Annotated in this window: 20 protein-coding genes; 12 read left to right on the forward strand and 8 right to left on the reverse strand. The window is 73.7% G+C overall.

Annotation, left to right across the window (positions count from 1 at the left end):
- Window positions 1-7 precede the first annotated feature (7 nt).
- A complete protein-coding gene (locus tag QOL16_RS02175) occupies window positions 8-1,822 on the reverse strand; it encodes a glycoside hydrolase family 15 protein (protein WP_071249127.1) in 1,815 nt (604 codons plus the stop codon).
- A gap of 582 nt (window positions 1,823-2,404) precedes the next feature.
- Between QOL16_RS02175 and QOL16_RS02180 the strand changes: the two genes are divergently transcribed.
- The 4 genes from QOL16_RS02180 to QOL16_RS02195 all read left to right on the forward strand — a co-directional run bounded on the left by QOL16_RS02180 (window position 2,405) and on the right by QOL16_RS02195 (window position 6,791).
- Window positions 2,405-3,571: an RtcB family protein gene (locus QOL16_RS02180; RefSeq protein WP_065963846.1), complete on the forward strand. Its 1,167-nt coding sequence runs from the start codon at window positions 2,405-2,407 to the stop codon at window positions 3,569-3,571.
- A 148-nt stretch (window positions 3,572-3,719) separates the two neighbouring features.
- Complete coding sequence (locus QOL16_RS02185) at window positions 3,720-4,553, forward strand: DUF1206 domain-containing protein (protein WP_083394964.1); 834 nt, start codon at window positions 3,720-3,722, stop codon at window positions 4,551-4,553.
- Between the two features lie 169 nt (window positions 4,554-4,722).
- Window positions 4,723-5,595, forward strand: a complete 873-nt coding sequence (locus tag QOL16_RS02190; RefSeq protein WP_071283715.1) for an SMP-30/gluconolactonase/LRE family protein — start codon at window positions 4,723-4,725, stop codon at window positions 5,593-5,595.
- Between the two features lie 44 nt (window positions 5,596-5,639).
- Entirely contained in the window at window positions 5,640-6,791 is a 1,152-nt protein-coding gene (locus tag QOL16_RS02195) for an alpha/beta fold hydrolase (RefSeq protein ID WP_071283719.1), read from the forward strand.
- A gap of 170 nt (window positions 6,792-6,961) precedes the next feature.
- Here the strand turns inward: QOL16_RS02195 and QOL16_RS02200 are convergent, their stop codons facing one another.
- The 5 genes from QOL16_RS02200 to QOL16_RS02220 form a co-directional block, all read right to left on the reverse strand.
- Entirely contained in the window at window positions 6,962-8,155 is a 1,194-nt protein-coding gene (locus tag QOL16_RS02200; RefSeq protein ID WP_071283722.1) for an NAD(P)/FAD-dependent oxidoreductase, read from the reverse strand.
- A 24-nt stretch (window positions 8,156-8,179) separates the two neighbouring features.
- The gene (locus tag QOL16_RS02205; RefSeq protein ID WP_071283725.1) at window positions 8,180-8,980 is read right to left on the reverse strand and encodes an SDR family NAD(P)-dependent oxidoreductase; all 801 of its coding nucleotides are present in this window, start codon (window positions 8,978-8,980) and stop codon (window positions 8,180-8,182) included.
- 2 nt (window positions 8,981-8,982) lie between these two features.
- Window positions 8,983-9,489, reverse strand: a complete 507-nt coding sequence (locus QOL16_RS02210; protein ID WP_065963833.1) for a Dps family protein — start codon at window positions 9,487-9,489, stop codon at window positions 8,983-8,985.
- A 130-nt stretch (window positions 9,490-9,619) separates the two neighbouring features.
- Window positions 9,620-10,132, reverse strand: a complete 513-nt coding sequence (locus QOL16_RS02215; protein WP_083230340.1) for a MarR family transcriptional regulator — start codon at window positions 10,130-10,132, stop codon at window positions 9,620-9,622.
- 175 nt (window positions 10,133-10,307) lie between these two features.
- A complete protein-coding gene (locus QOL16_RS02220; protein WP_071249115.1) occupies window positions 10,308-10,865 on the reverse strand; it encodes an NADPH-dependent FMN reductase in 558 nt (185 codons plus the stop codon).
- Between the two features lie 137 nt (window positions 10,866-11,002).
- On the opposite strand from QOL16_RS02220, the gene QOL16_RS02225 reads away from it, so the two are divergent.
- The 6 genes from QOL16_RS02225 to QOL16_RS02250 all read left to right on the forward strand — a co-directional run bounded on the left by QOL16_RS02225 (window position 11,003) and on the right by QOL16_RS02250 (window position 17,313).
- Entirely contained in the window at window positions 11,003-12,646 is a 1,644-nt protein-coding gene (locus tag QOL16_RS02225; RefSeq protein ID WP_071283729.1) for a glycoside hydrolase family 13 protein, read from the forward strand.
- A 113-nt stretch (window positions 12,647-12,759) separates the two neighbouring features.
- Window positions 12,760-14,760 (forward strand): DUF11 domain-containing protein, encoded by a 2,001-nt coding sequence (locus tag QOL16_RS02230; RefSeq protein WP_071283736.1) that lies wholly within the window; start codon window positions 12,760-12,762, stop codon window positions 14,758-14,760.
- A 174-nt stretch (window positions 14,761-14,934) separates the two neighbouring features.
- Window positions 14,935-15,576, forward strand: a complete 642-nt coding sequence (locus tag QOL16_RS02235) for a DUF308 domain-containing protein (RefSeq protein WP_083394966.1) — start codon at window positions 14,935-14,937, stop codon at window positions 15,574-15,576.
- A complete protein-coding gene (locus QOL16_RS02240) occupies window positions 15,573-15,839 on the forward strand; it encodes a hypothetical protein (RefSeq protein WP_065963824.1) in 267 nt (88 codons plus the stop codon). Before QOL16_RS02235 ends, QOL16_RS02240 begins: the two co-directional genes overlap by 4 nt.
- 186 nt (window positions 15,840-16,025) lie before the next feature.
- Window positions 16,026-16,559, forward strand: coding sequence for an RNA polymerase sigma factor (locus QOL16_RS02245; RefSeq protein WP_254780214.1), 534 nt, complete (start codon window positions 16,026-16,028; stop codon window positions 16,557-16,559).
- Window positions 16,549-17,313, forward strand: a complete 765-nt coding sequence (locus QOL16_RS02250) for a hypothetical protein (protein WP_139197573.1) — start codon at window positions 16,549-16,551, stop codon at window positions 17,311-17,313. Before QOL16_RS02245 ends, QOL16_RS02250 begins: the two co-directional genes overlap by 11 nt.
- 139 nt (window positions 17,314-17,452) lie before the next feature.
- Here QOL16_RS02250 and QOL16_RS02255 read toward each other — a convergent pair whose 3' ends face one another.
- On the reverse strand, window positions 17,453-18,364 hold the full coding sequence (locus QOL16_RS02255) for a LysR family transcriptional regulator (RefSeq protein ID WP_171898808.1): 912 nt from the start codon (window positions 18,362-18,364) through the stop codon (window positions 17,453-17,455).
- A 48-nt stretch (window positions 18,365-18,412) separates the two neighbouring features.
- On the opposite strand from QOL16_RS02255, the gene QOL16_RS02260 reads away from it, so the two are divergent.
- Together QOL16_RS02260 and QOL16_RS02265 are read left to right on the forward strand one after the other, a co-directional pair.
- Window positions 18,413-19,699, forward strand: coding sequence for an MFS transporter (locus tag QOL16_RS02260; protein WP_083394967.1), 1,287 nt, complete (start codon window positions 18,413-18,415; stop codon window positions 19,697-19,699).
- 177 nt (window positions 19,700-19,876) lie between these two features.
- Window positions 19,877-20,557, forward strand: a complete 681-nt coding sequence (locus QOL16_RS02265) for a hypothetical protein (RefSeq protein WP_065964655.1) — start codon at window positions 19,877-19,879, stop codon at window positions 20,555-20,557.
- 59 nt (window positions 20,558-20,616) lie between these two features.
- Here the strand turns inward: QOL16_RS02265 and QOL16_RS02270 are convergent, their stop codons facing one another.
- The gene (locus tag QOL16_RS02270; RefSeq protein ID WP_065964656.1) at window positions 20,617-21,531 is read right to left on the reverse strand and encodes a cation diffusion facilitator family transporter; all 915 of its coding nucleotides are present in this window, start codon (window positions 21,529-21,531) and stop codon (window positions 20,617-20,619) included.
- Window positions 21,532-21,533: the final 2 nt, after the last annotated feature.

Raw genomic sequence — 21,533 nt, forward strand, 5'->3', positions numbered from 1 at the left:
CAGCCGCTCAGGACTCCGCCGCGACCTCCTCGATGGTGAGCGCGGCCTGGATGAGCGCGAGGTGCGACAGCCCCTGCGGCAGGTTGCCCATGAAGTCGCCGTCCTCGCTGATCATCTCGCTGAACAGCCCGACGTCGTTCGCCTGCTCGACCATCTCGTCCATGAGCTCGCGGGCGTCGTCGACCCTGCCGACGCACGCCATCGCGGCGGCGAGCCAGAACGAGCACGCGACGAAGGGTGACTCCTCGCGGTCCATGCCGGAGTACCGGTAGACCAGGGGACCGCGTTGCAGCTGTTCCTCGACCGCGCGGATCGTCGACTCCATGCGCGGACCGCGGTCGAACGCCGACATCGCGTGCAGCAGGATCGAGGTGTCGAGCGCGTCCGATCCCGGGTACATCACGTAGTGGCCGCGTTCCTCGTCCCAGCCGTGCTCGGACACCCACTGCTCGATGAGCTCGCGGTTCTCGACCCACTTGTCGCGCGGGCCGTCGATCATCCCGGCGTCGTGCAGCTCGACCGCGGCGTCGAGGGCCTGCCAGCAGCCGATCTTGCTCGACACGTAGTGCTGCGTCTCCTGCAGTTCCCACATGCCCGAGTCCGCCTCGGGCCAGCGGTGGCAGGCATCGTCCGCCAGGCGCTGGAGCACGCCGGCCGTCGCGCGGTCCAGGACGTTCCCGGCCCGGACGTACTGCCGCATGATCTCGAAGACGTCGCCCCAGACGCCGAGCTGCAGCTGGTCGCCGGCGCGGTTGCCGACGGTGACCGGACCGATGCCGTTCCAGCCGGGGACGTCGCGTTCGTCGACCTCGTCGGTCTTCGTGCCGTCCAGGCGGTAGAAGATCGGCATGGTCTCGTCGTGCTCGCCGATCGTGCGCATCACCCACGACACCGCCGCGTGCGTCTCCTCGCGCAGGCCGAAGCGGGTGAGGGCGTGCACGGTGTACGACAGGTCGCGCACCCACGCGAAGCGGTAGTCCCAGTTCTTCCCGCCGGTGCGGTCCTCGGGCAGGCTCGTGGTCGGGGCCGCCGCGATCGCGCCGGTGGGCGAGTAGATGAGCAGCTTCAGGGCGAGCGCGCTCCGCTGCACGGCCTCGGCCCACGGCCCGTCGTACGAGAACTCCTCGGACCACGTCGACCAGTTGTCGATCGTGCGGTCGACCGCGGCGAGGGTGCGCTCGGGCTCCGGCAGGAAGATCGGTTCGTCCTGCGTGCCGACGATCGTCAGGATCGACTTCGAGCCCTCGCTCGTCGAGAACCGGCCGGAGAACCGTGGCCCGTCGTCGTGCACCGGCTCGAAGCCCTGCTCGACGATCGCGATCGTGATGCCGTCGATGCCGATCACCGTGCCGTTCGCCGTGTCCAGGCGTCGCGGCTCCGCGGTGTTCAGCAGCGTGCCCGGCACCACCGCCCACTCCATCTCGACCGAGCCCTCGACGCCCTGCACGCAGCGGCCGACCTCGGCCCACGGGAGCCGGCCGGCGACGCCCGTGACCATCGCGTCGGTGACCGTGCAGGAGCCGGAGTCGGTCGTCCACGTGGTGACGAGCACGTTCGTGCCGGGCAGGTAGCGGCGCTCGACCGTGGCGTCGCCGGTCGGTCGGAGCGCGACGTGCCCGCCGTGCTCGGCGTCGAGGATGCTCGCGAAGACGGGCGGTGAGTCCATCGCGGGGATCGGCAGCCAGTCGATGCGGCCGTCCAGCGCGACGAGCGCGACCGTGCGGCCGTCCCCGATCGCGCCGTACGAGCGGAGCGGGACGAAGCCGTCGGTGCGCTCCTCGTTGTCGTGCGCGTCGGGGGTGTCTCGCGTCCGCTCGGTCATGGCTCCAGCCTGCCCGCGGGTGCGGGGTGACCCCCAGGCGGGCGTACCCCGCGCGCACAGGGTGGGTCGCGCCTCCCGGCCGTGCGGTTGCGCACCTGCCGGACCGCCACGTCCGCGGTCGACCCGACCCCGCGCGGAGCCGTCCCGCGGCGCGCGGCGACGCCGACCTCAGCGCGACACGCCCGGGTGTCTTGTGCGGGCCGGGCGTGTCGCACTACTGTCGGTCCTCCTGCCGGACGTCGTCCGCGCAGCGCCCGCCCCGGGCACCCGCCGGAAGGAACGCGATGCACGCCGTGCAGCACCTCGACATCCGCGACGAGCGTCAGCTCGCCGCGCGCGTCGCGCTGCCCGTCACGCAGTACGCGAGCGATTCCCTCCGCGAACCCGCGTAGGCACGGACCGTCTCCCGACGCCCCGTGCCCACCCGGCCCGGGGCGTCCCTCCCGTCTCCTCCACAGGTGCTGTCGCACCGGCCTGGAGGCGCGGGTCCCGTCCGCCCCGGACCGTCACCACGACGGCCTCCCGCCGTCACCACGACGGCCGTCCGGCCGTCGTCGACCGTCACGACGAAAGGCGACGACGATGCAGAAGATCACCGACCGATTGCTCAGCTGGGCCTCGATGCTCGAGGAGAACACCGAGCAGCAGGCCCGCACGACGGCGGGGATGCCGTTCGTGTACCCGCACCTGGCGCTCATGCCCGACGCGCACCTCGGCCTCGGCGCCACCGTGGGCTCGGTCATCCCGACCCTCGGCGCCGTGATGCCCGCGGCCGTCGGCGTGGACATCGGCTGCGGCATGATCGCGGTCCGCACGCAGTTCACCGCCGGTGACCTGCCGGCCGACCTGCAGCCCCTCCGCGAGCAGATCGAGCGGGCCGTGCCGCTGTCGGCGGGCGCCTCGAACCGGAAGATCGTGGCGACCGCAGCGCCGCGGATCGCGGAGCTCGAGGCGATGGCCGAGCGGGCCGGCTTCGACCCGACCGGCGTGCACGGCGGCTGGCGGAACCAGCTCGGCACGCTCGGCTCCGGGAACCACTTCATCGAGGTGTCCCTGGACGAGCAGGACCGGGTCTGGCTGTTCCTGCACTCCGGGTCGCGGGGCGTGGGCAACAAGATCGCGCAGCGGCACATCGCGGTCGCCAAGCGCATGATGCAGCGCTGGTGGATCGAGCTCGCGGACCCCGACCTGGCGTACCTGGTCGAGGGCACGCCGGAGTTCGACCGCTACATCGCCGAGCTCCGGTGGGCGCAGCACTTCGCCCTGCTCAACCGCGAGGAGATGATGGACCGGGTCGTCCGGCAGCTGTCCGAGGTCGTCGGCACCCCCGTGGACGAGCAGGAGCGGATCAACTGCCACCACAACTTCACGCAGCGTGAGACGCACTGGGGCAAGAGCGTGTGGGTGTCCCGCAAGGGCGCGATCCAGGCGCGGGCCGGGCAGCCCGGGCTCATCCCCGGGTCGATGGGCACGGCGTCGTACGTCGTCGAGGGCCTCGGGAACAAGCCGTCGCTCGAGTCGTCGCCGCACGGTGCCGGGCGGCTGTACTCGCGGTCGGCGGCGCGGCGGACCTTCACGCACGACGAGCTCCGCGCGGCGATGGTCGGGATCGAGTACCGGGACACCGACGCGTTCCTCGACGAGATCCCGGCCGCCTACAAGCCGATCGACCAGGTGATGGCGGACGCGACCGACCTGGTGGCGATCCGGCACACGCTGCGGCAGGTCGTCAACGTCAAGGGCGACTGAGGCCACGGGCGGGTCCGGGTCGGCCCTGCCCGTCGGTGCCGGCCCTGCCCGTCTGGACGGGGTCGGCCCGGGCGGAGCCGGCGGTGGCCCGGCACGGACACGGGGGGCTCCGACGGACACGGGTCGCTCCGACGGGCACGCTGGTCGGGTGAGCAACCAGACGGAACGAGCAGCACGCGAGACCGGACGACAGGCGCGGCGCGTTGCCGACAGCAGGTGGTTCGAGCTGACCGCCCGCGCCGGCTTCGTCGGGAGCGGGGTCGTGCACCTGCTCCTCGGGTACCTCGTGGTGCTGCTCGGCGTCGGCAACGGCTCCTCCGGCCGCGAGACCGACCAGTCGGGCGCACTGCAGCAGCTCGCCGCGGTCCCCGGCGGGATCGTCCTGCTCTGGGTGGTCGCCGTCGGCACCGCGGCGCTGACGCTGCACCTGCTCGTCGAGGCCGTCGTCGGCGGGCGGTCGGACTCCGCACGCGGCTGGGCCGCCCGCGCGAAGGCCGTCGGGAAGGCCGTGGTCTACGGTGTCGTGTCGTACTCGGCGGTGACCTTCGCGCTCGGCGCCGGCAAGAGCTCGAGCGGGTCGAGTCGGAGTGCCGCGGCGACGGCGCTCGCGACGCCCGGCGGGGTGTTCCTGCTGCTCGCGGTGGCGGCCGTCGCGGTCGTGGTCGGGGTCGCCCTCGTCGTGATCGGCGGCCGTCGCTCCTTCTGGAAGCAGCTCGTCCGCCCGCGACAGCCGCTCGACCGGGTGGTCTCCGTGCTCGGCACCGTCGGGTACGTCGGCAAGGGCATCGCCGTGGTGGTCGTCGGGGTGCTCGTCGCCGTGGCCGGCTTCCGGAGCGACCCGGACCAGGCCTCCGGGCTCGACGGGGCGTTCGATGCACTGCACGGGCTGCCCGCCGGATCCGCGGTGCTCGTCGCGGTCGGCGTGGGGTTCCTGGCGTACGGCGTCTACAGCTTCTTCCGGGCGCGGTACGCGCGGCTCTGATATACTGGCTGCGCTCGCCTCCTGCTGGGGGGACCGAGAAGCAGAGCCGGTGCAGCTGGGGTATACCAGGTCCCGGCTCTTGCGCTGTCCGGGGGTCCATGACCGACCGATCCCACGCGCACTGAACATGTTGGACGCGCGCGGAGGTGACCGGCGGTAGGGACGGAGCATGGACAACGCGACGACCGGACCCGTGACCGTCTTCTGCGACGAGCAGGCGGTGCTCGTCGAGAGCATCGTCTGGGACCCGACCACCGAGCGCCTGCGCTGGACCGACATCACGCTCGGCCTGCTCACCACCGCCCGCGCCGACGGGACGGTCGAGTCGAGCGTGCCGCTCCCGCCGCCCCTCGCGAGCTTCCAGCCCCGCGTCGGCGGCGGCTTCGTCGCGGCGCTCGGCGACACCGTCGTGCTCACCGACGAGCAGGGGGTCGTCGAGCGGGAGCTCACCCGGGTGCAGCACGCGACGGCCGGCATGCGGTTCAACGAGGGCAAGTGCGACCCGTTCGGGCGCTTCCTCGTGGGCAGCATGGACCTCACCGACCAGGACCCGGCGGGCGCGCTGTACTCCGTCGAGCCGGACGGGACGACCCGGGTGCTCCGCGGCGGCTTCGGCGTGACGAACGGCATCGAGTGGTCGCCCGACGGCAGCACGATGTACGTCACCGACACGAGCACGAGCACGATCTACCGCGCCTCCTACGGCCCCGAGGGGGACCTCGGCGAGCTCGTCCCGTTCGTCAGCGGCGCCGCGCACGACGGCCTGGTCCGGGACGACGAGGACTGCTTCTGGACCGCCGTGTACGGCAGCGCCCGCGTCGAGCGGTGGAGCGCCGCGGGGGAGCACCTCGAGACCGTGGAGGTCCCGGCGCCCAACGTGACCTCGGTGGCCTTCGGTGGACCGGACATGTCGACGCTCTTCATCGGCACCGCGCGCGAGAACATGACCGAGGAGCAACTCGAGCAGGCGCCGCACTCCGGGGCGGTGTTCGCCGTGCCGACGCGGGTGCGAGGCTCCTCAGCGTCCGCGTTCGGCGGCTGAACGGACGGTATCGTGGGCGGTCGCCAGCACCACAGGAGGCCGACGTGCACGACGAGGACCACCCGGACGCAGCACGACCCGCCGCGCCGGCACCCGACGCCCCCGCGGCGAGCGCCGCGCCGGCACCCCAAGCCCCGCCGGCCCCCGACCCCGCCGGTGAGCTCTCCGACGCCGAGGACGCCGACGTCACGGTCCGCGTCGACCGCATCGCCGTCGACGGCACCTACGTCCGGGTGAGCTCGATCGGCGCACCCGGCGACCGGGCCTTCGTGCTCGTCGCCGGCCTCGGCATCGCGTCGACCTACTACGAGCGGCTCGCCCCACACCTCAACGAGCACGGCCCCGTGCACGCGCTCGACCTGCCCGGCTTCGCGGGCGTCCCGCGCTTCCGCGGCGGAGTGTCGATCGAGCGGTACGCCGACGCCGTCGAGCAGGTCCTGCGCGAGCTGCGACTCGAGGACCCGGTGCTCGTCGGGCACTCGATGGGCACGCAGGTCGTCACCGAGGTCGCGGCCCGCAACCCCGGCCTCAGCGACCTCGTCCTGATCAGCCCGGTCGTCGACCGGTCGGCGCGCACGATCCGGCAGTCGGCGTTCCGCTTCCTGCGCTCCGCGCTGCACGAGCCGGCGGCGGTCCGCTGGCACGCCGTGACGGCCTACGCCCTCTGCGGCTGGCACTGGTTCCGCCGGGTCCTGCCGCGCATGATCGCGTTCCCGATCGAGGAGCGCGCAGCCGACGTCCGCGCCCGGACGCTGATCGTCCGCGGCGAGCACGACGCGATGGTGCCGCGCGACTGGGTGCGGTCGCTCGCGCGGGTCTTCCCGCACGCGGTCCTCCGCGAGGTCGTCGACGGCGCGCACTCGGTCATGCACGCGCAGGCCGACGCGGTCGCCCGGCTCGCGGTCGCGCACGTCGACGGCCGCATCACCGACCGCGGGGTCGGGTCGCTGCAGCGGGTCCGCGACCACACGACCTCGTCGGACCTGGCGCGGCTCGGCCCGGCGGACGCCTGGCTCGTGCTGAAGTCACGGTTCCGCGAGCTGTTCGGCATGGCGCGCGGCGACGACGAGGCCCTCGAGGAGGCAAAGTCCGCGCACGCGGTCGCGATGGCCGACGGCGACGGCATCCCGGTGGACCCGTCGGACCGCCGCGAGGTCGTCGACGAGGTCGCGCCGGAGGTCCGCGACCGCTCCTGACGGCCCGCCACCGTTGCGGTCCAGGGCCGGGCCACGTCCGCGACGTGACCCGGCCGGCGGTGCCGCCCACGGCCGTGGACGCACGCACGGGAGGCCCGGTGCCGGTCCCACGGACCGGCACCGGGCCTCCCGGCGGTCACCACCACGGCACGTGGCGGCACCGCGCGCCGCTACGGGGTGATGCGTCCCGGCAGCGCGTCGCGCGTGAGCGCGCTCGCCTCGGCGAGGACCTTGCGGGCCTCGTCCGTCTTGTCCCAGACGTTCCAGAGCAGCACGCCGCGGACGGTGTCGTCGTCGTCCAGGTAGTAGACGACGCCCGTGACGTTCGGCTCCTGCCAGTCCGCGACTGTGTGCAGCGAGGTCGAGACCTGCCCCACCGCCTCGTACCCGGCGTCGAAGACGTCCGAGTAGAACATCGGCGTGTGGTCGTAGGTCTCGTCGGCGTCCGCGAGGTTCCGGCCGGCCTGCCGACCCTGCTGCTGCGCGTTGTCGACGTGCTCGACGCGGCGCGTGCCGAGGATGCGGTCCGGGTACTCCGCGACGTCGCCCGCGGCGAACACCGACTCGTCGTCCGTGACCAGGGTCGAGGACACGACGATGCCGTCGTGCACCGTCAGGCCGGCGTCGGCGGCGAGCTGCGTCTGCGGCTCGATGCCGAGCCCGACCACGACCGCGTCGGCCTCGAGGGTCGAGCCGTCGTCGAGCGTGAGCGTCACCCCGTTCGCCGTCTCGGTGCCCTCGTCGACGCGACGACCGAGCCGGAGCTCGACGCCGTGGTCGACGAAGCGCTGCTGGAACGCGCGTGCGAGCCCCTCGGGGAACATGCGGGCACCGACGACCTCGTCCGGGTCGACGAGCGTGACGCGGGCACCGTTCTGCACGATGCCGGCCGCGACCTCGGTGCCGATGTACCCGCCGCCGACGACCGCGACGTGCGCGCCGGCGTCCGCGTACTCCCGGAGCTTCCGGTAGTCGGCGGCGCTCCGGTAGTCGAGCACGCGGTCGGACGGGGCGAGGCCGGGCAGGCTGCGCGGCTTGCCGCCCGTGGCGATGAGGAGCCGCTCGTAGCCGTGCGTCGCGCCGTCGGCGGTCGTCACGGTCTTCGCGGCGCGGTCGATCCCGGTCACCCGCGAGCCGAGCAGGAGCGTCGCGCCGGTCTCCTCGGTGTGCAGGTCGACCTTCTCGTCCCAGCTGAAGTCCGGGTCGGTCCACAGCTTCTTGGACAGGGCGGGGCGGGCGTAGGGCGGGTCGACGTCCTCGCTGAGGACCCCGATCGAGCCGTCGGTGTCGAGTTCGCGGATGCCGCGGGCGGCGGCGTCGGCGACCATCCCGCCGCCGACGATCAGGTAGCGGAAGTCGGTCATGGTGCTCCCAGGCGTGAGGGTGGACTAGATGGTGGCGACCGAGCCGGAGTCGACCCGGTAGTTCGACCCGTTGACGAAGCTCGCGAGGTCGGAGCACAGGAAGGCGACGACGTTCGCGACCTCCTCGGGCTCGCCGCGACGGCCCAGCTCCATGTACGGGCGCTCCTCGTCGAGGAAGCTCGTGATGGCCTCGTCGACGGTGGTCCCCTGCTGCTCCGCGCGCTTCTTCATCATCGCGTCGGTCATCGGCGTGTGGATGAAGGCGGGGCTGACGGTGTTCACGAGCAAGCCCTCGGACGCGTACGAGCGCGAGAGGCCCTTGGCGAACGACAGCACACCGGCCTTGGCGGCGCAGTAGGGCAGTTCGTCGTCGTAGGGCTGCGAGGCGTCCTCGGACACGAGGTACACGATGCGTCCCCAGCCGCCGTTCCGCAGCTCCCCGATGAACTCGCGCGTGATCCGCACCGGGCCCATCAGGTCGACGTCGATGGTGTCGAGCCAGCCCTGCTCGTCGATCTCGTGGAACATGCCCTGCGCGCCGGTGATGCCGGACGACTGCACGAGGATGTCGATCTCGCCGACGGAATCGCGGACCCGGTCGTGCAGGGTCGCGAGGCTCGCGGCGTCGGTGACGTCGGCCGCGAAGGCGAAGAGCTTGCCGGGCGGGGCCTCGAGCTGGTCGGCGCTGGTGTCGAGACGGCTCTGGTCGAGGTCGGAGACGACCACGGTCGCACCCTCCGCGAGGAGGATGCGAGCCGTGTTCCAGCCGATGCCGGAGTCGCCCCCGAAGACCAGGGCGGTCCTGCCCTGGATCCCGAGGTCCACGGTCAGGAGGCGGTGGAGGCTTCGGCGGTCGCCGGGCTCGTCGCGGCGGCGAGCGGCGTGCGCGGGGAGCGGTTCTCGGCGGAGACCATCCAGGCGAGCTGCTCGAGGCGCTCGATGAAGCCGTGGAGCAGGTCCGCGGTCGTCGGGTCCTCCTCGTCGACCTCGTCGTGCACGTCGCGCATGGTGCCGGTGGCCTGGTACAGGCGGAGCGTCACGAGGTCGATGGCGTCGTGCGTGGCGACCTCGCCCTCGGGGAACGCGTCGAGGTGGGTCGACTGCGCGACGGTCGCGGCGCGGCCGTCCGGCACGGCGTAGAGCGCACGCATGCGCTCGGCGGTGTCGTCGGCGAACTCACGGGCGGCGTCGACGATCTCGTCGAGCTGCAGGTGGAGGTCGCGGAAGTTGGTCCCGAGGATGTTCCAGTGGGCCTGCTTGCCCTGCAGGTGCAGGTCGATCAGGTCGACGAGGACCTTCTGGAGGTTTGCAGCGAGCTTGTCCGATGCGTGCATGATCGGCTCCTTCCGGATCGGTGACCCTTCCGGTCTACGCGGTCCGGTCGTCGACGTTCCCAGAGCACGTGGAGTCGGCGTCCCCCGTGCCGCCGCCGTGCACCACTCGCCGGGCGGGCGCGGGCCGGTGTCAGTGCGCGGGTGCGGGGTCGACCTGGTCGACGGCGCCGCGCATCCGCTCGAGGAAGGTCGCGACGGCCCGTGCCTCGTCGGCCGACATGCCCTCGGCGATCGACATCATCCGGCGGTGCATGACCCCCAGGGTGGCGCGGACCTCGTCGTCGGTCTCGGTGGTCGGCGTGATCACGAGGGCCCGGCGGTCGGTGGGGTGCGGGTCACGGCGGACGTGCCCGGACCGCACGAGGCGGTCGATGAGGATCGTCGTCGAGGCCGACGAGATCTTCAGGTAGGCGGACAGGTCCTTCGGCTTCACGATGCGGTCCGCGCGCTGGGCCTGCAGCAGGTAGCGCACCGCGAGCAGGTCGGTCTCGCCCATGCCCATCGAGTCGCGCGTGCGCCGCCGCATCGCGGTCTCGGCCGCGCGGTACCGCCGCAGGGCGTTCAGCACGGCGACGCCGCGTCGGGTGGCGTCGTCGTCGGGGAACCAGTACCCCGACGCCTCGGTGATCTCCTGCGTCGACACCTGCACAGGGTAACCCGCCTGGTATCTCGTCCGTCTAGTGATCCGCGGTCCGCGGAGTGATCCGCGGTCCGCGGCTCCGCGCGCGCGGACGACGGACGGGAGGCGCGGCACCCGCCGGCACCGCGCCTCCCGTCCGTCCCGTGGTCGCGTCGCGACCGGTGGCGCGACCCGCGGGTCAGGCCGCCGCCGGCTCCGCGGCCGCGTCGGCGAGCGCGCGCAGCGCGCCCTGGACCTGCTCGACGACCTCGGCGTCCTCACGCGGGTGGGTCTCTGCGAACCGGACGACCGACTGCGGGATCGCGACCGCGACGTCCTCGAGGACGCGGGCGCCGGCGATCCCGGCGACCTTGCGGGCGTCGTCGTGCGCCCAGACGCCGCCGTACTGGCCGAAGGCCGAGCCGATGACGGCGAGGGGCTTGCCGGACAGCGGCGAGGCGCCGAACGGACGCGAGCCCCAGTCGAGGGCGTTCTTCAGCACGGCCGGGATCGTGCCGTTGTACTCGGGCGTCACGAGCAGCACGGCGTCGGACGCGGCGACCGCGTCCCGGAACGCGACGGCGGCCGCGGGCGGGGTGTCGCCGTCGATGTCCTCGTTGTAGAACGGCAGGTCGACGATGCCGTCGAACGTGGTGAGCTCGATGCCGTCCGGGGCGTGCTGGTCGGCCGCCTCGGCGAGCTTGCGGTTGATGGAGCCGGCGCGGAGGCTGCCGACGAGGACCAGGACCTTCGTCATGGGAATCCCTTCGCTCGGTGACCGGGTGGTCACGTCTGTGGTGTCCCGCGCGACAACGCACGCGGCGGCGTCCGTGTTCCCGACCCGCGTCCGCGGACCCTGTTCCCCGTCGGTGGACGCGTCGGTAGGTTGACCGGGTGAGCACGCTTCGGACGCCCGCCAGCAGCCCCCGCACCACCGACCCGGACTGGTGGCGGCAGGCCGTCGTCTACCAGGTGTACCCGCGCAGCTTCGCGGACTCCGACGCCGACGGCCTGGGCGACCTCGCCGGGGTCACGAGCCGCGTGCCGTACCTGGCGGCGCTCGGGGTCGACGCGATCTGGCTGTCCCCGTTCTTCCCGTCGCCGCTCGCCGACGGCGGCTACGACGTCGCCGACTACCGCGACGTCGACCCCCGCCTCGGGACGCTCGCCGACGCCGACGCGCTCGTCCGGGCCGCGCACGAGCACGACGTCCGTGTGATCGTCGACATCGTGCCGAACCACACGTCCGACCAGCACGAGTGGTTCCGGGCCGCGCTCGCCGCCGCGCCCGGGTCGCCGGAGCGGGCGCGCTACGTCTTCCGCGAGGGTGCGGGCGAGTCGGGGGAGCTCCCGCCGAGCGACTGGGTGTCGAACTTCGGCGGCAGCGCCTGGACCCGCGTGCCGGACGGCCAGTGGTACCTGCACCTGTTCGCGCCCGAGCAGCCCGACCTGGACTGGTCGAACCCCGAGGTGCGGGCCGACTTCGAGACGACGCTGCGCTTCTGGTCGGACCGCGGTGTCGACGGCTTCCGGGTCGACGTGGCGCACGGGCTCGCGAAGGACCTGTCCACGCCGTACCGGCCGTCCGACGAGGACCACCTGCCGCTCGACGGCTCCGACCCGCTGTACGACCGCGACGAGGTGCACGAGATCTTCGCCGGGTGGCGCACGGTGCTCGACGAGTACGACCCGCCGCGTGCCGCCGTGGCCGAGGCGTGGGCACCGGCACCCCGAAGGGTCCTGTACGCCCGGCCGACCGAGCTCGGCCAGGCCTTCAACTTCGACCTGCTCGAGTCGCCGTTCGACGCCGCGTCGTTCCGGTCGCTCATCGAGCAGAACCTGTCGGCGTCGGCCGAGTCGGGGGCGTCGAGCACGTGGGTGCTGTCGAACCACGACGTCGTCCGGCACGCCACCCGGTACGGCCTGCCCGACGGCACCGACACCGATGCCTGGCTGATGACGGACGGCACCGAGCCGCCGCTCGACCGCGACCGGGGGCTGCGGCGGGCCCGGGCGGCCACGCTCCTCGTCCTCGCGCTCCCCGGCTCGTCGTACGTGTACCAGGGCGAGGAGCTCGGCCTGCACGAGGCGCCGGCCATCCCGCACGACCTGCTGCAGGACCCGAAGTGGCTCCGCACCGGGCACACGGTCAAGGGGCGGGACGGCTGCCGTGTCCCGATCCCGTGGACCCGCTCCGGACCGTCGTTCGGCTTCGGCGACGTCGCACCCCAGCTGCCGCAGCCGGCGGACTTCGGTGCGTCCTCGGTCGAGGCGGAGGACGGCGACCCGGACTCGACGCTGTCGATGTACCGCGCGGCGACCGCGGCCCGTCGGCGTCTGCAGGAGGGCGAGGACCTCACGTGGGTCGAGGCCGGCGCCGACGTCGTGGCGTTCGCGCGGCACGACGGCTGGCGCTCGGTGACGAACTTCGGGACGGAGCCGGTGCGCCTGCCCGAGGGGACCGTGGTGCTGGCGTCGGGGCCGCTCGACGCCGGGGACGGGATGCTGCCGGGCGAGACGACGGTCTGGCTGGGCTGATCCTCGGCGCTCGTTCCTCGCTCCTTCCTCCACACGGGCGGTGGCGGGTCGGGTCCTCCACAGGTGCGCCACCGGGCCCGTGACGGGGCCGCGCCGGTCGCGACGATCGGGGCATGAAGCCACTCATCTCCAGCCCCGGCGTCCCATCGACCTCGTCCCCGTCCCGCCCCGGACGCCGTCCCCCGACCGCCGCTCGGCTGACACGTCGTCGCCCGGTCCTGTCCGGTGTCGGTCTCGCGACCGCGCTCGGACTCCTGCTCGCCCCCGCGTTCCTCGCGTCGTCGTCCTCGGCCGGTTCGCTCGCGTTCCCGTACACCGACGACTTCTCCACGGCGGCCGGCGGCACGCTGTCCGGGGACGCCCAGGTCGTCGGCGGGCGGCTCCGGCTGACCGACGCCGTGCCCAGCCAGGCGGGCGCCTGGTCGACCGACGACACCTTCGCGTCCGACCTGGGGCTCGACATCGAGTTCGACTACGCCATGCACCACGACGGCCCGACCGTCGGCGCGGACGGCCTGCTGCTGTTCCTCGCCGACGGCGCGGCACCGCAGGGTGTCGGGGCGACCGGGGCCGCGCTCGGCTACGCCTGCAAGGACTCCTCGGCGGAGGGCGCGGAGTCCCCCTGCACCGAGCCGGGCCTGCCGGGCGGGTTCGCCGCCGTGGCGATCGACCGCTACGGCAACTTCTCGCTGCCGCTGAACGGCTCCGGGCCCGGTGCCGCCCCGGACGCGGTCGTGGTCCGCGGTTCGGGGAACGGGACCACCGGCTACCGCTACGTCGCCGGTGCCGCCGCGCCGTTCGGCACCGCCACCGAGGGAGCCACGCCCCGGACGGTCCGCGTGACGCTCCTGCCCGACGGTGCGGGACACCTCGCGCTGACGGTCCGTGTCGAGATCCCGGGCGGCGCGCTCCGCACCGTGCTCGACCGGGTACCGCTGCACGGTGACGGCCAGGCCCCGCTGCCGTCGACGCTCCGACTCGGGTTCGCCGCGTCCACCGGCACGTTCGTCGACGTGCACGAGGTCGACGAGCTGCGCGTGCGGGTCCCCGTGGACCTGTCGGTCGACCAGGCGCTCCAGCCGACCGTCACACCGGGCGAGCGCGTGTCGTACGACGTGACCGCGCACAACGCCGCCCTGAGCCACTCCGACCCGAGCCCGCTCACGGTCGACGTCCCCGACGAGCTCACCGACGTGTCGTGGACCTGCCGGGGCGAGGACGGCGGTGCGTGCGGTGCGGCGAGCGGCACCGGTGACGTGGCCGTCGACCTGGACCTGCCGCACGCCGCCGGGGCGACGGTGACGGTCACCGGCACCGTGCCCGCGGAGGCGCAGGGACGACTCACCAGCACGGCGACGATCGCCCCGGCGAGCGGTCTCCAGGACACCTACGAGGACGACGACGTCTCGACCGTGTCCACCGAGGTCGACCGGGACGACACGGGCGGGCCCGAGCCGGTCGCGGAGGCCCAGGTCGCGACCGAGAAGTCGGTCAGCCCGGCCACGGGGGTCCACCCGGGTGACGAGGTGGCCTACCGGATCACGGTGCGCAACGACGGCCCCGGGACCGCGGAGGACGTGGGCGCCACGGACGAGCTGCCCACCGCGATGCGGTTCAGCGGCTCGGACGACGACTGCACGGCATCGGGGCAGCTCGTGACCTGTCGGTCGACGGACGACCTCGCCCCGGGCGGACGGCGGGACTTCGTCGTCCGGGCGGTCCTCGACGCGGACTACCGCGGCGACGGCTCCGACGTCGTGAACGTGGCGACCGCGTCCTCGGCGACCGACCCCGACGGCGGGGACCCCTCGCCGGCGGTCCCGATCGGGGTCGAACAGGGCGGTGACGGCGACGGTGACGGCGGCGGACCCGGGCAGACGGCGTCGCCCACCCCGGCGGCACCGGGCGGAGCCGGGCACACCCCGGGACCAGCGGCGGCCGGCTCCCCGTCGACGGGACGTGGCGGCGCACTGGCGTACACGGGCGCGGACGGCCTCGGCGCCCTGGGCGTCCTCGCGGGGGTCGGTGTCCTGACCGGCGGCGGGGTGTGGTGGGCGGCGCGTCGGCGACGTCCGAGTACGGCGGACGCGGTGTCGGAGACCGGCGCTCCCTGACCGGCGGAGTCGTCGTGCCGCGGGAGGCTCGGAGCGGACGCGCCCCGAGCCCCCCGGCGGCCCCGTGCAACGGCGACCTCGAGCCCGCTCAGGCTCGGGGCTCCCCGCCCGGTCGGCTCGGAGCGGGGCCGGCGGTAGGATCGACCCACCACCCGCATGCCCGAAAGAGGTCTCGTGTCCGACTCCCTGGACGACGCCGGCCAGCGCGCGCGGTACTGGCCGATCCCCGTCCTCCGGGCCGTCCCAGCCGCGGTCATGGCCCTCGTCATCACCTTCTCGTCCAACCACGCAGCCGGCTACGGCCTCGTGCTGTTCGGGGTGGTCGCGCTGGTCGACGGGCTGGTCCTCGGCTTCGCCGGGCTCCAGCGGATGGCGGACGACACCCGGTCGCGCCGGACGACCCTGGTCCAGGCGGCCGTGTCGGTCGTCGCCGGCGTCGCGGCGTTCGCGACGAGCGGCCTCGGACTGCCGGCCTTCATCGCGGTGATCGTGGCGTGGGCCGTGCTGACCGGGGCACTCGAACTCACCCAGGGGCTGCGTGCCCGGGGTCGGTCGCCCTTCTCGCGGGACTGGACGACGATCGGTGGCCTGACACTGCTGCTCGCGGTCGCGTTCCTGCTGACCCCGCCCGACTACTCGCAGCAGCTCGGCGGCATCGAGAAGGTGTCCGGCACCCTCGACGCGCCCGTCGTCCTCGTCGGCCTGCTCGGCGCCTACTTCGCCATCGCGGCGGTCTTCCACGTGATCGCCGGCCTCTCGCACAAGTGGGGCACGGCCTCGCCCGCCGCTGCCCCGGACGGAGCACCACACGCATGACCACCCCCAGCCGCCGCGATCGTCTGCGCCCCGCCGAACTGCTCGTGATCTCCGCCGTCGTCGCGGTGTTCGTCGGGTTGGTCGTGCTGTTCTCGACCCGTGAGTTCGAGCTCAGCCTCGTCTTCCTCGGTGTCGCCTTCATCGTCGTCGTGGTCGTCCTCGCGATGCTGCAGCTCGCGTCGTCGAGCGACCAGGACGACAACGACATGCTCGGCGGACACAAGACGCCCACCGAACGCACCGAGGGCGACGACCACCACTGACCCGCGGCGGCCGCACCTGCCGGGCACGGCCCGCTGAACGGCCGGCCCGCTCACCCGCTGCACTGCCGGCCCGCTGACCCGCCGGTCCGTCCACCGCGCCACGCCCGAGGTCACGATCTCGGCTCGGACCTGTCATGATCGCGGGTCGCGCCGACACCTCTGCAGTGGAGGGGGTGTGATGTGGACGTGACCACGGAGACGGACGGCGCGATCGTCCGGGCGATGGCCGAGGGCGACCGGACGGCGCTCGCACGGGCCTTCGACCGCTACGCCCCGACGCTCACCCGCTACGCGTGGGCGCTCGTCGACGACCGGCAGGACGTCGAGGAGGTCGTGCAGGACTCGTTCCTGACGCTCTGGCAGCGCTCGTCGACCCTCGAGCTGCCCGCCGAGACGGTGCTCCCGTGGCTGCTCGTCGTGTGCCGCAACCACGCCTTCAACGCGGGCCGCAAGCGCTCCCGACACCGGGCGGACGAGCTGCCCGAGACCCTCGCGGCGCCCGACGACCACACCGAGGCGGCGGAACAGCTCCGCTGGGTCCGTGCCGAGATCGCCGCGCTCCCCGACCTCGACCGCCGCATCTGCGAGCTGTGCCTGCTCGAGGGCCACTCCTACGCCGAGGCGGCGGACCTGCTCGGCCTCACCGTCGGTGCGATCACGCAGCGGGTCTCCCGCAACCGACGTCGACTGAAGAAGGAGGTGATGCACGATGGACACTGAACCTCCCCAGGGCGACGACCTGCAGCGCATGCTCGTCTCGATGAAGCGGAACGTCCTCGACGGCGCCGCCCCAAGACCGAGACGACGACGAGGACGCCCGGGCATCGTGGTCGGGGTCGTGGCGCTGCTGGCGCTCGGCACCGCGACCGGTGCGGTCGCCCTGACCCTGTCCCAGCAGGACCGTCCCGTCGCCGCACCGGTCCGGACCGAGGACCCCGCGCCGGCCCCGTCCGCGACGACCCCGACGTCGGCACCCGTCACGGACCGACCGAGCCCGCGACCGAGTCGGACGGCCGCCAGCACGACCGCGACGATCCCGACGGACTGCCGGTCGGTCGTGCCGGCGTCGGACTACGACCGATTCTTCGGCGACGTGCCGCTGGCGACGATCGTCGCTGACGGGAAGGTGTCCGCCCTCCCGCACCGCGACCCGGTCGGCGCGCCCCCCACGCTCTCCTGCCAGTGGCGGGACCCGGGCGCGGACATCACCGGTCTCGAACTCACGATGGGCACGGGTACACCGGAGCAGATCGCGGAACTGGAGCGCGGCACGTTCGACGGGTGGTCGCCGACGTGCGAGGACGACGCCGACGGAGCCCGCGTCTGCCGTGCTTCCAGGACCGACCCGACGTACGGAACGGACTGGGCACGGACGACCTACGTGCGTGGCGACACCTGGCTGGCCGTGGACCAGTCGAACTTCCCGACGAACGGGCTCCTGCCCGCGGTCGTCGGGGAGGTCTGGGGGGACTGACGGCCCGGGAGGCGCGTGGCGGCGACGACCCGCGCCTCCGGTCCGCCGGTGGGACGCGACGACCGCGCCCCTCCCGACCCGGACCGGACGCCCCGGCACTCCGACGCGCCCGGACCGTCCGACGTCCCTGGGTGGCGCGTCAGCCGCGCCGGGCCGCGACGACGTCGCGCGCGAGCGTGCGCGTCGCCCGGTTCGGCTCGGTGTCCGACCGCATCGCGAGCCCGATCCGCAGCGGTTCGACGTCGTCCTCCAGCTCGAGCACCGCGCCGTCGTACCGGACGCCCGAGTCCGGCACCACTCCGACCCCGAGCCCGGCCGAGGCGAACCGCACCACGGCGGGCATGTCGTTCATCTCGGCGACGACCCGGCGCCGGATGCCCGCCCGGTCCAGGGCCGCGTCGAGGATGAGCCGGTTCCCGAACCCGTGCGCGGTGTCGACGAAGGGCTCGTCCGCCAGCTCCGCGAGCGACACCGAGCGGCGCCCGGCGAGCGGGTGGTCCGGTGCGACGAAGACCCGGAACGGCATCTCGCGCAGGGGCTCGACGTGGATCCCGGACGGGACCGCCGGCAGGCCGCAGTAGGCCAGGTCGAGCCGCCCGGCAACGAGGTCCTGCACGAGCCCGGTCGTGCCGGACTGTGACGTCATCAGCTCGACCGTCACGAGCGGGTGCCGCTGCCGGAACCGCCGCAGGACCCCGGTCAGGTCGACGACGTCCATGCTCGTGAAGATGCCCAGGCGGACCCGACCGCGCAGGTCGGCGTCGTCGACGACCGCGAGGTCGCGCATCCGGTCCAGCCCGTCGAGGACGGCGCGGGCGTGGGGGAGCACGTCCTCGCCCGTCGCGGTGAGCACGAGCCCGCGCCCGGTCCGGTCGAACAACCGGGCACCGAGCGTCCGTTCGAGCGAGGCGATGCCGGCGGACACCGTCGACTGCGCCGCCCACAGCCGCTCGGCCGCACGCGTGACGTTGCCCTCGGCGGCGACGGCGACGAACTGTTCGAGCAACCGGGTCTCCATCGCCCCATCATCGACCAGTTCGATGGCGGGCAACAAGAGCATCCGTTGGACTCGATGCCGCGCGGGCGGCACCATCGGAGCATGTCCTCGACCACCGGCCCCGTCACCACGTCCGCCCCGACCGCACCCGTCGTGCGTGCGGCCCGGCACGTCACCGCCCCGCGCGGTCACCGTGCGCACACCCGCCGTCGGCACGGCTTCGGCTTCTGGGCGGTCGCGTTCGCGTTCCTGTCGGTGATGGCCTTCGCGACCGTGCCGGCTCCGCTGTACGTGATCTACCAGGCGCGGGACGGCTTCCCGACCTTCACGACCACGGTCGTCTTCGCCGCGTACGGCGTCGGCGTGGTCGCGTCGCTGTTCCTCGCCGGACACCTCAGCGACGTGCACGGTCGACGGCCGCTCGTGCTCCTGTCGGTGGCCGTCGAACTGCTCGCGGCGGTGCTCTTCCTGGTCTGGGACGACGTCGCCGGTCTCGTCGTCGCACGACTCGTCACGGGCCTCGGCGTCGGACTCCTCACCGCCACCGCGACGGCGCACCTCGCGGAGCTCCGCGTCCGGGCGACCGGCTCGTCGGCATCCGCCGGGGGCGCGAGCGTCGCGGCCGGCGCGGTGAACCTCGGCGGTCTGTCGCTCGGCGCCCTCGTCGGCGGCGCCCTCGCCGAGTTCGTCGGGCAGCCGCTCGTCGTGCCGTACGTGGTGTTCGTCGTCGCCCTGGCCGTCGCGTTCGTGCTCGTCCTGGCCGCGCCCGAGACCGTCGACCGTCCCGAGCAGCCGGTGCCCTACCGCCCGCAGCGCGTGCAGGCCCCCGAGGGGCAGGCCGGCACGTTCTGGGCCGCGGGTGCCGCCGCCTTCGCCGCACTGGCCGTGCAGGGGCTGTTCACCTCGGTGGCGCCGACGTTCCTCGGCACGACGTTCCACGTCACGGACCGGCTCGCCGCGGGTGCGACGACGTTCGGGGTCTTCGCCGCGAGCGCGCTCTCGCAGATCGTCTTCGCGAAGCTGTCGCAGCGCCGTCAGGTCCGGCTCGGGCTGGTGCTGCTCGTCGTCGGGCTGGTCGTCCTCGCGGTCGCCGCGGTGGTGCTCCAGGTCGCCGGCTTCATCGGCGGCGGGGTCGTCGCCGGTGCCGGGGTGGGCCTGCTCTTCCGCGCGTCGATCGCCCGCGCCGGTTCGCTCGTCGGGCCCGAGCAGCGCGGTGGTGTCCTCGCCGCGACGTTCCTCATCGCCTACGCCGGGCTCACCGTGCCGGTCGTCGCCGTGGGTGCTGCCCTGCTCGTCGTCCCGACGCTGCCGGTGCTCCTCGCCTACGTGGTGTTCGTGGTCGCGCTCGCTCTCGTCGCCGGCACCCGACTGGCGGCACACGCCGAGTGAACCCGGCTGGCGGCCCGCGCCGAGTGAACCCGGCTGGCGGCCCGCGCCGGGCGGACCCGACCGCCGTCAGCGCCGGGTGACCCCGCCGCCGGTCCGCCCCGGGCGAACCCGACCCGACCCGACCCGGCCGCAGGCCCCGCGGCACGCCGGCCTCCGCCCCGCCGCCATACTGGGCGCATGCCCCGCACCCGACAGCGCTCCGTCCTCACCGGCGTCGCAGCGGTCGTCGCGGCCGGACTCGTCGCGGCGGGCATCGCACTCACCACCCAGCGCAGCGGTGACGACCCCGTGCTCGGCGGCGGGGAGCCCGCCGTCACGACCACGGTGACCGCCGAGGGCCCCGACGCCACCAGCGGCCCCGATGCCACCAGCGGGACCGGCGGCGGCGGCACCGGCTCCGGCACCGGCCAGGGCTCGCCCGACGGCACCGTCACGATCACCCGCGAGGGCCCGGACCTGCCGGGCGGTTCCGTCCTCGCCCGCTGCGACACCGACTCCCGCCGGGTCGTCGCCCGCTACGACACCGCCGCACTCGGCGAGGTCGTGCTCCAGTGCGGCGACTCCGGGCAGGGCTACGAGCACATCCGCGTCCGGCACACCGAGGACTGGCAGGACGTCGTCACGGGCCACGGCAGCCGTGACTGGGACGACGCCATGCTCACCGCGGTCGGCACGGTCCTCGGGTCCCCGCGGTCCGGGTACCCGGTCGACGCCGGCGACGGCAAGGTCTGCTACGCGGCACCCGTCCGGTTCGACGACGGTTCGCGTCCTGACGCCGACCCGTTCGTCAAGGTCATCGTCTCGGCCACCACGGACCGCGTGATCACCGCCTACCCCACGCGCACCGACGGCTGCTGACCCACCCGGCACCCGCGCCACGACACGGGCGGCGACCGCCCGGCACCCGCAGGTGCGACCTACGCGTGCACCTCGTGCTCGTGTCGCCGGTGCGACACCGGCTCGAGCTGGAACGTCGAGTGCTCGACCGGCACGTCGAAGTGCTCCGCCACGCACCGCTGCAGGTCGTCGAGGATCCGCGGGGCGTGCGCCGTCGAGAAGCAGTGGTCGTCCACCACGACGTGCGCCGTGAGGTTCGGCACCCCGGTCGCCACGAGCGTCGCGTGCAGGTCGTGCACCTCGATCACGTGGTCGAGCTCGAGGATGTGGCCCCGCACCGCCTCGAGGTCGAGCCCGGGCGGCGTCGACTCGAGCAGCACGTTCGCCGTCTCCCGCAGCAGGCGGATCGCCCGCGGCAGGATGAGCAGCCCGATCAGGATCGCAGCGATCGAGTCGGCGCGCTCCCAACCGGTGACCGCGAGCACGACGGCGGCGGCGATGACCGCGACCGAGCCGAGCGTGTCGTTGAGCACCTCGAGCCGTGCCGCACGCGACGTGAAGGTCTCGCCGGAGGCCCGGAGCAGCACCGCGTAGGCGACGAGGTTCCCGACGAGCCCGACGACACCGAACACCAGGAGGGGACCGGCGTGCACCTCGGCCGGGACGAACAACCGCTGCACGGCCGACACCAGGACGAAGACGCCGACCGCGAGCAGGACCGCCGCCTGCGCCGTCGCCCCGAGCACCTCGGCACGCTGGAAGCCCCACGTGCGCTGCGCGGTCGGGGACCGGCGGGCCAGCCGTGTGGCGACGAGACCGATCGCGAGCCCACCGGTGTCGACGACCATGTGCCCGGCGTCGACGAGCAGTGCGAGCGAGCCGGTCAGGACCGCCCCCACGACCTCGGCGAGCAGGATGCCGGCCGAGATGCAGAACGCGACGAGCAGGGCGCGTTCCGACGCGTGTCCGTGCCCGTGCGAGTGGTCGTGGCCCATGC

The sequence above is a fragment of the Curtobacterium sp. MCBA15_004 genome, assembly GCF_001865055.2.
Classification (GTDB): Bacteria; Actinomycetota; Actinomycetes; order Actinomycetales; family Microbacteriaceae; genus Curtobacterium.

Coding starts and splice junctions, on each gene's coding strand:
- QOL16_RS02240 (WP_065963824.1), top strand. CDS start 15,573: ATGACCACCCCCAGCCGCCGCGATCGTCTGCGCCCCGCCGAACTGCTC.
- QOL16_RS02190 (WP_071283715.1), top strand. CDS start 4,723: ATGGACAACGCGACGACCGGACCCGTGACCGTCTTCTGCGACGAGCAG.
- QOL16_RS02180 (WP_065963846.1), top strand. CDS start 2,405: ATGCAGAAGATCACCGACCGATTGCTCAGCTGGGCCTCGATGCTCGAG.
- QOL16_RS02250 (WP_139197573.1), top strand. CDS start 16,549: ATGGACACTGAACCTCCCCAGGGCGACGACCTGCAGCGCATGCTCGTC.
- QOL16_RS02260 (WP_083394967.1), top strand. CDS start 18,413: ATGTCCTCGACCACCGGCCCCGTCACCACGTCCGCCCCGACCGCACCC.
- QOL16_RS02200 (WP_071283722.1), bottom strand. CDS start 8,155: ATGACCGACTTCCGCTACCTGATCGTCGGCGGCGGGATGGTCGCCGAC.
- QOL16_RS02220 (WP_071249115.1), bottom strand. CDS start 10,865: ATGACGAAGGTCCTGGTCCTCGTCGGCAGCCTCCGCGCCGGCTCCATC.
- QOL16_RS02265 (WP_065964655.1), top strand. CDS start 19,877: ATGCCCCGCACCCGACAGCGCTCCGTCCTCACCGGCGTCGCAGCGGTC.
- QOL16_RS02210 (WP_065963833.1), bottom strand. CDS start 9,489: ATGCACGCATCGGACAAGCTCGCTGCAAACCTCCAGAAGGTCCTCGTC.
- QOL16_RS02175 (WP_071249127.1), bottom strand. CDS start 1,822: ATGACCGAGCGGACGCGAGACACCCCCGACGCGCACGACAACGAGGAG.
- QOL16_RS02230 (WP_071283736.1), top strand. CDS start 12,760: ATGAAGCCACTCATCTCCAGCCCCGGCGTCCCATCGACCTCGTCCCCG.
- QOL16_RS02270 (WP_065964656.1), bottom strand. CDS start 21,531: ATGGGCCACGACCACTCGCACGGGCACGGACACGCGTCGGAACGCGCC.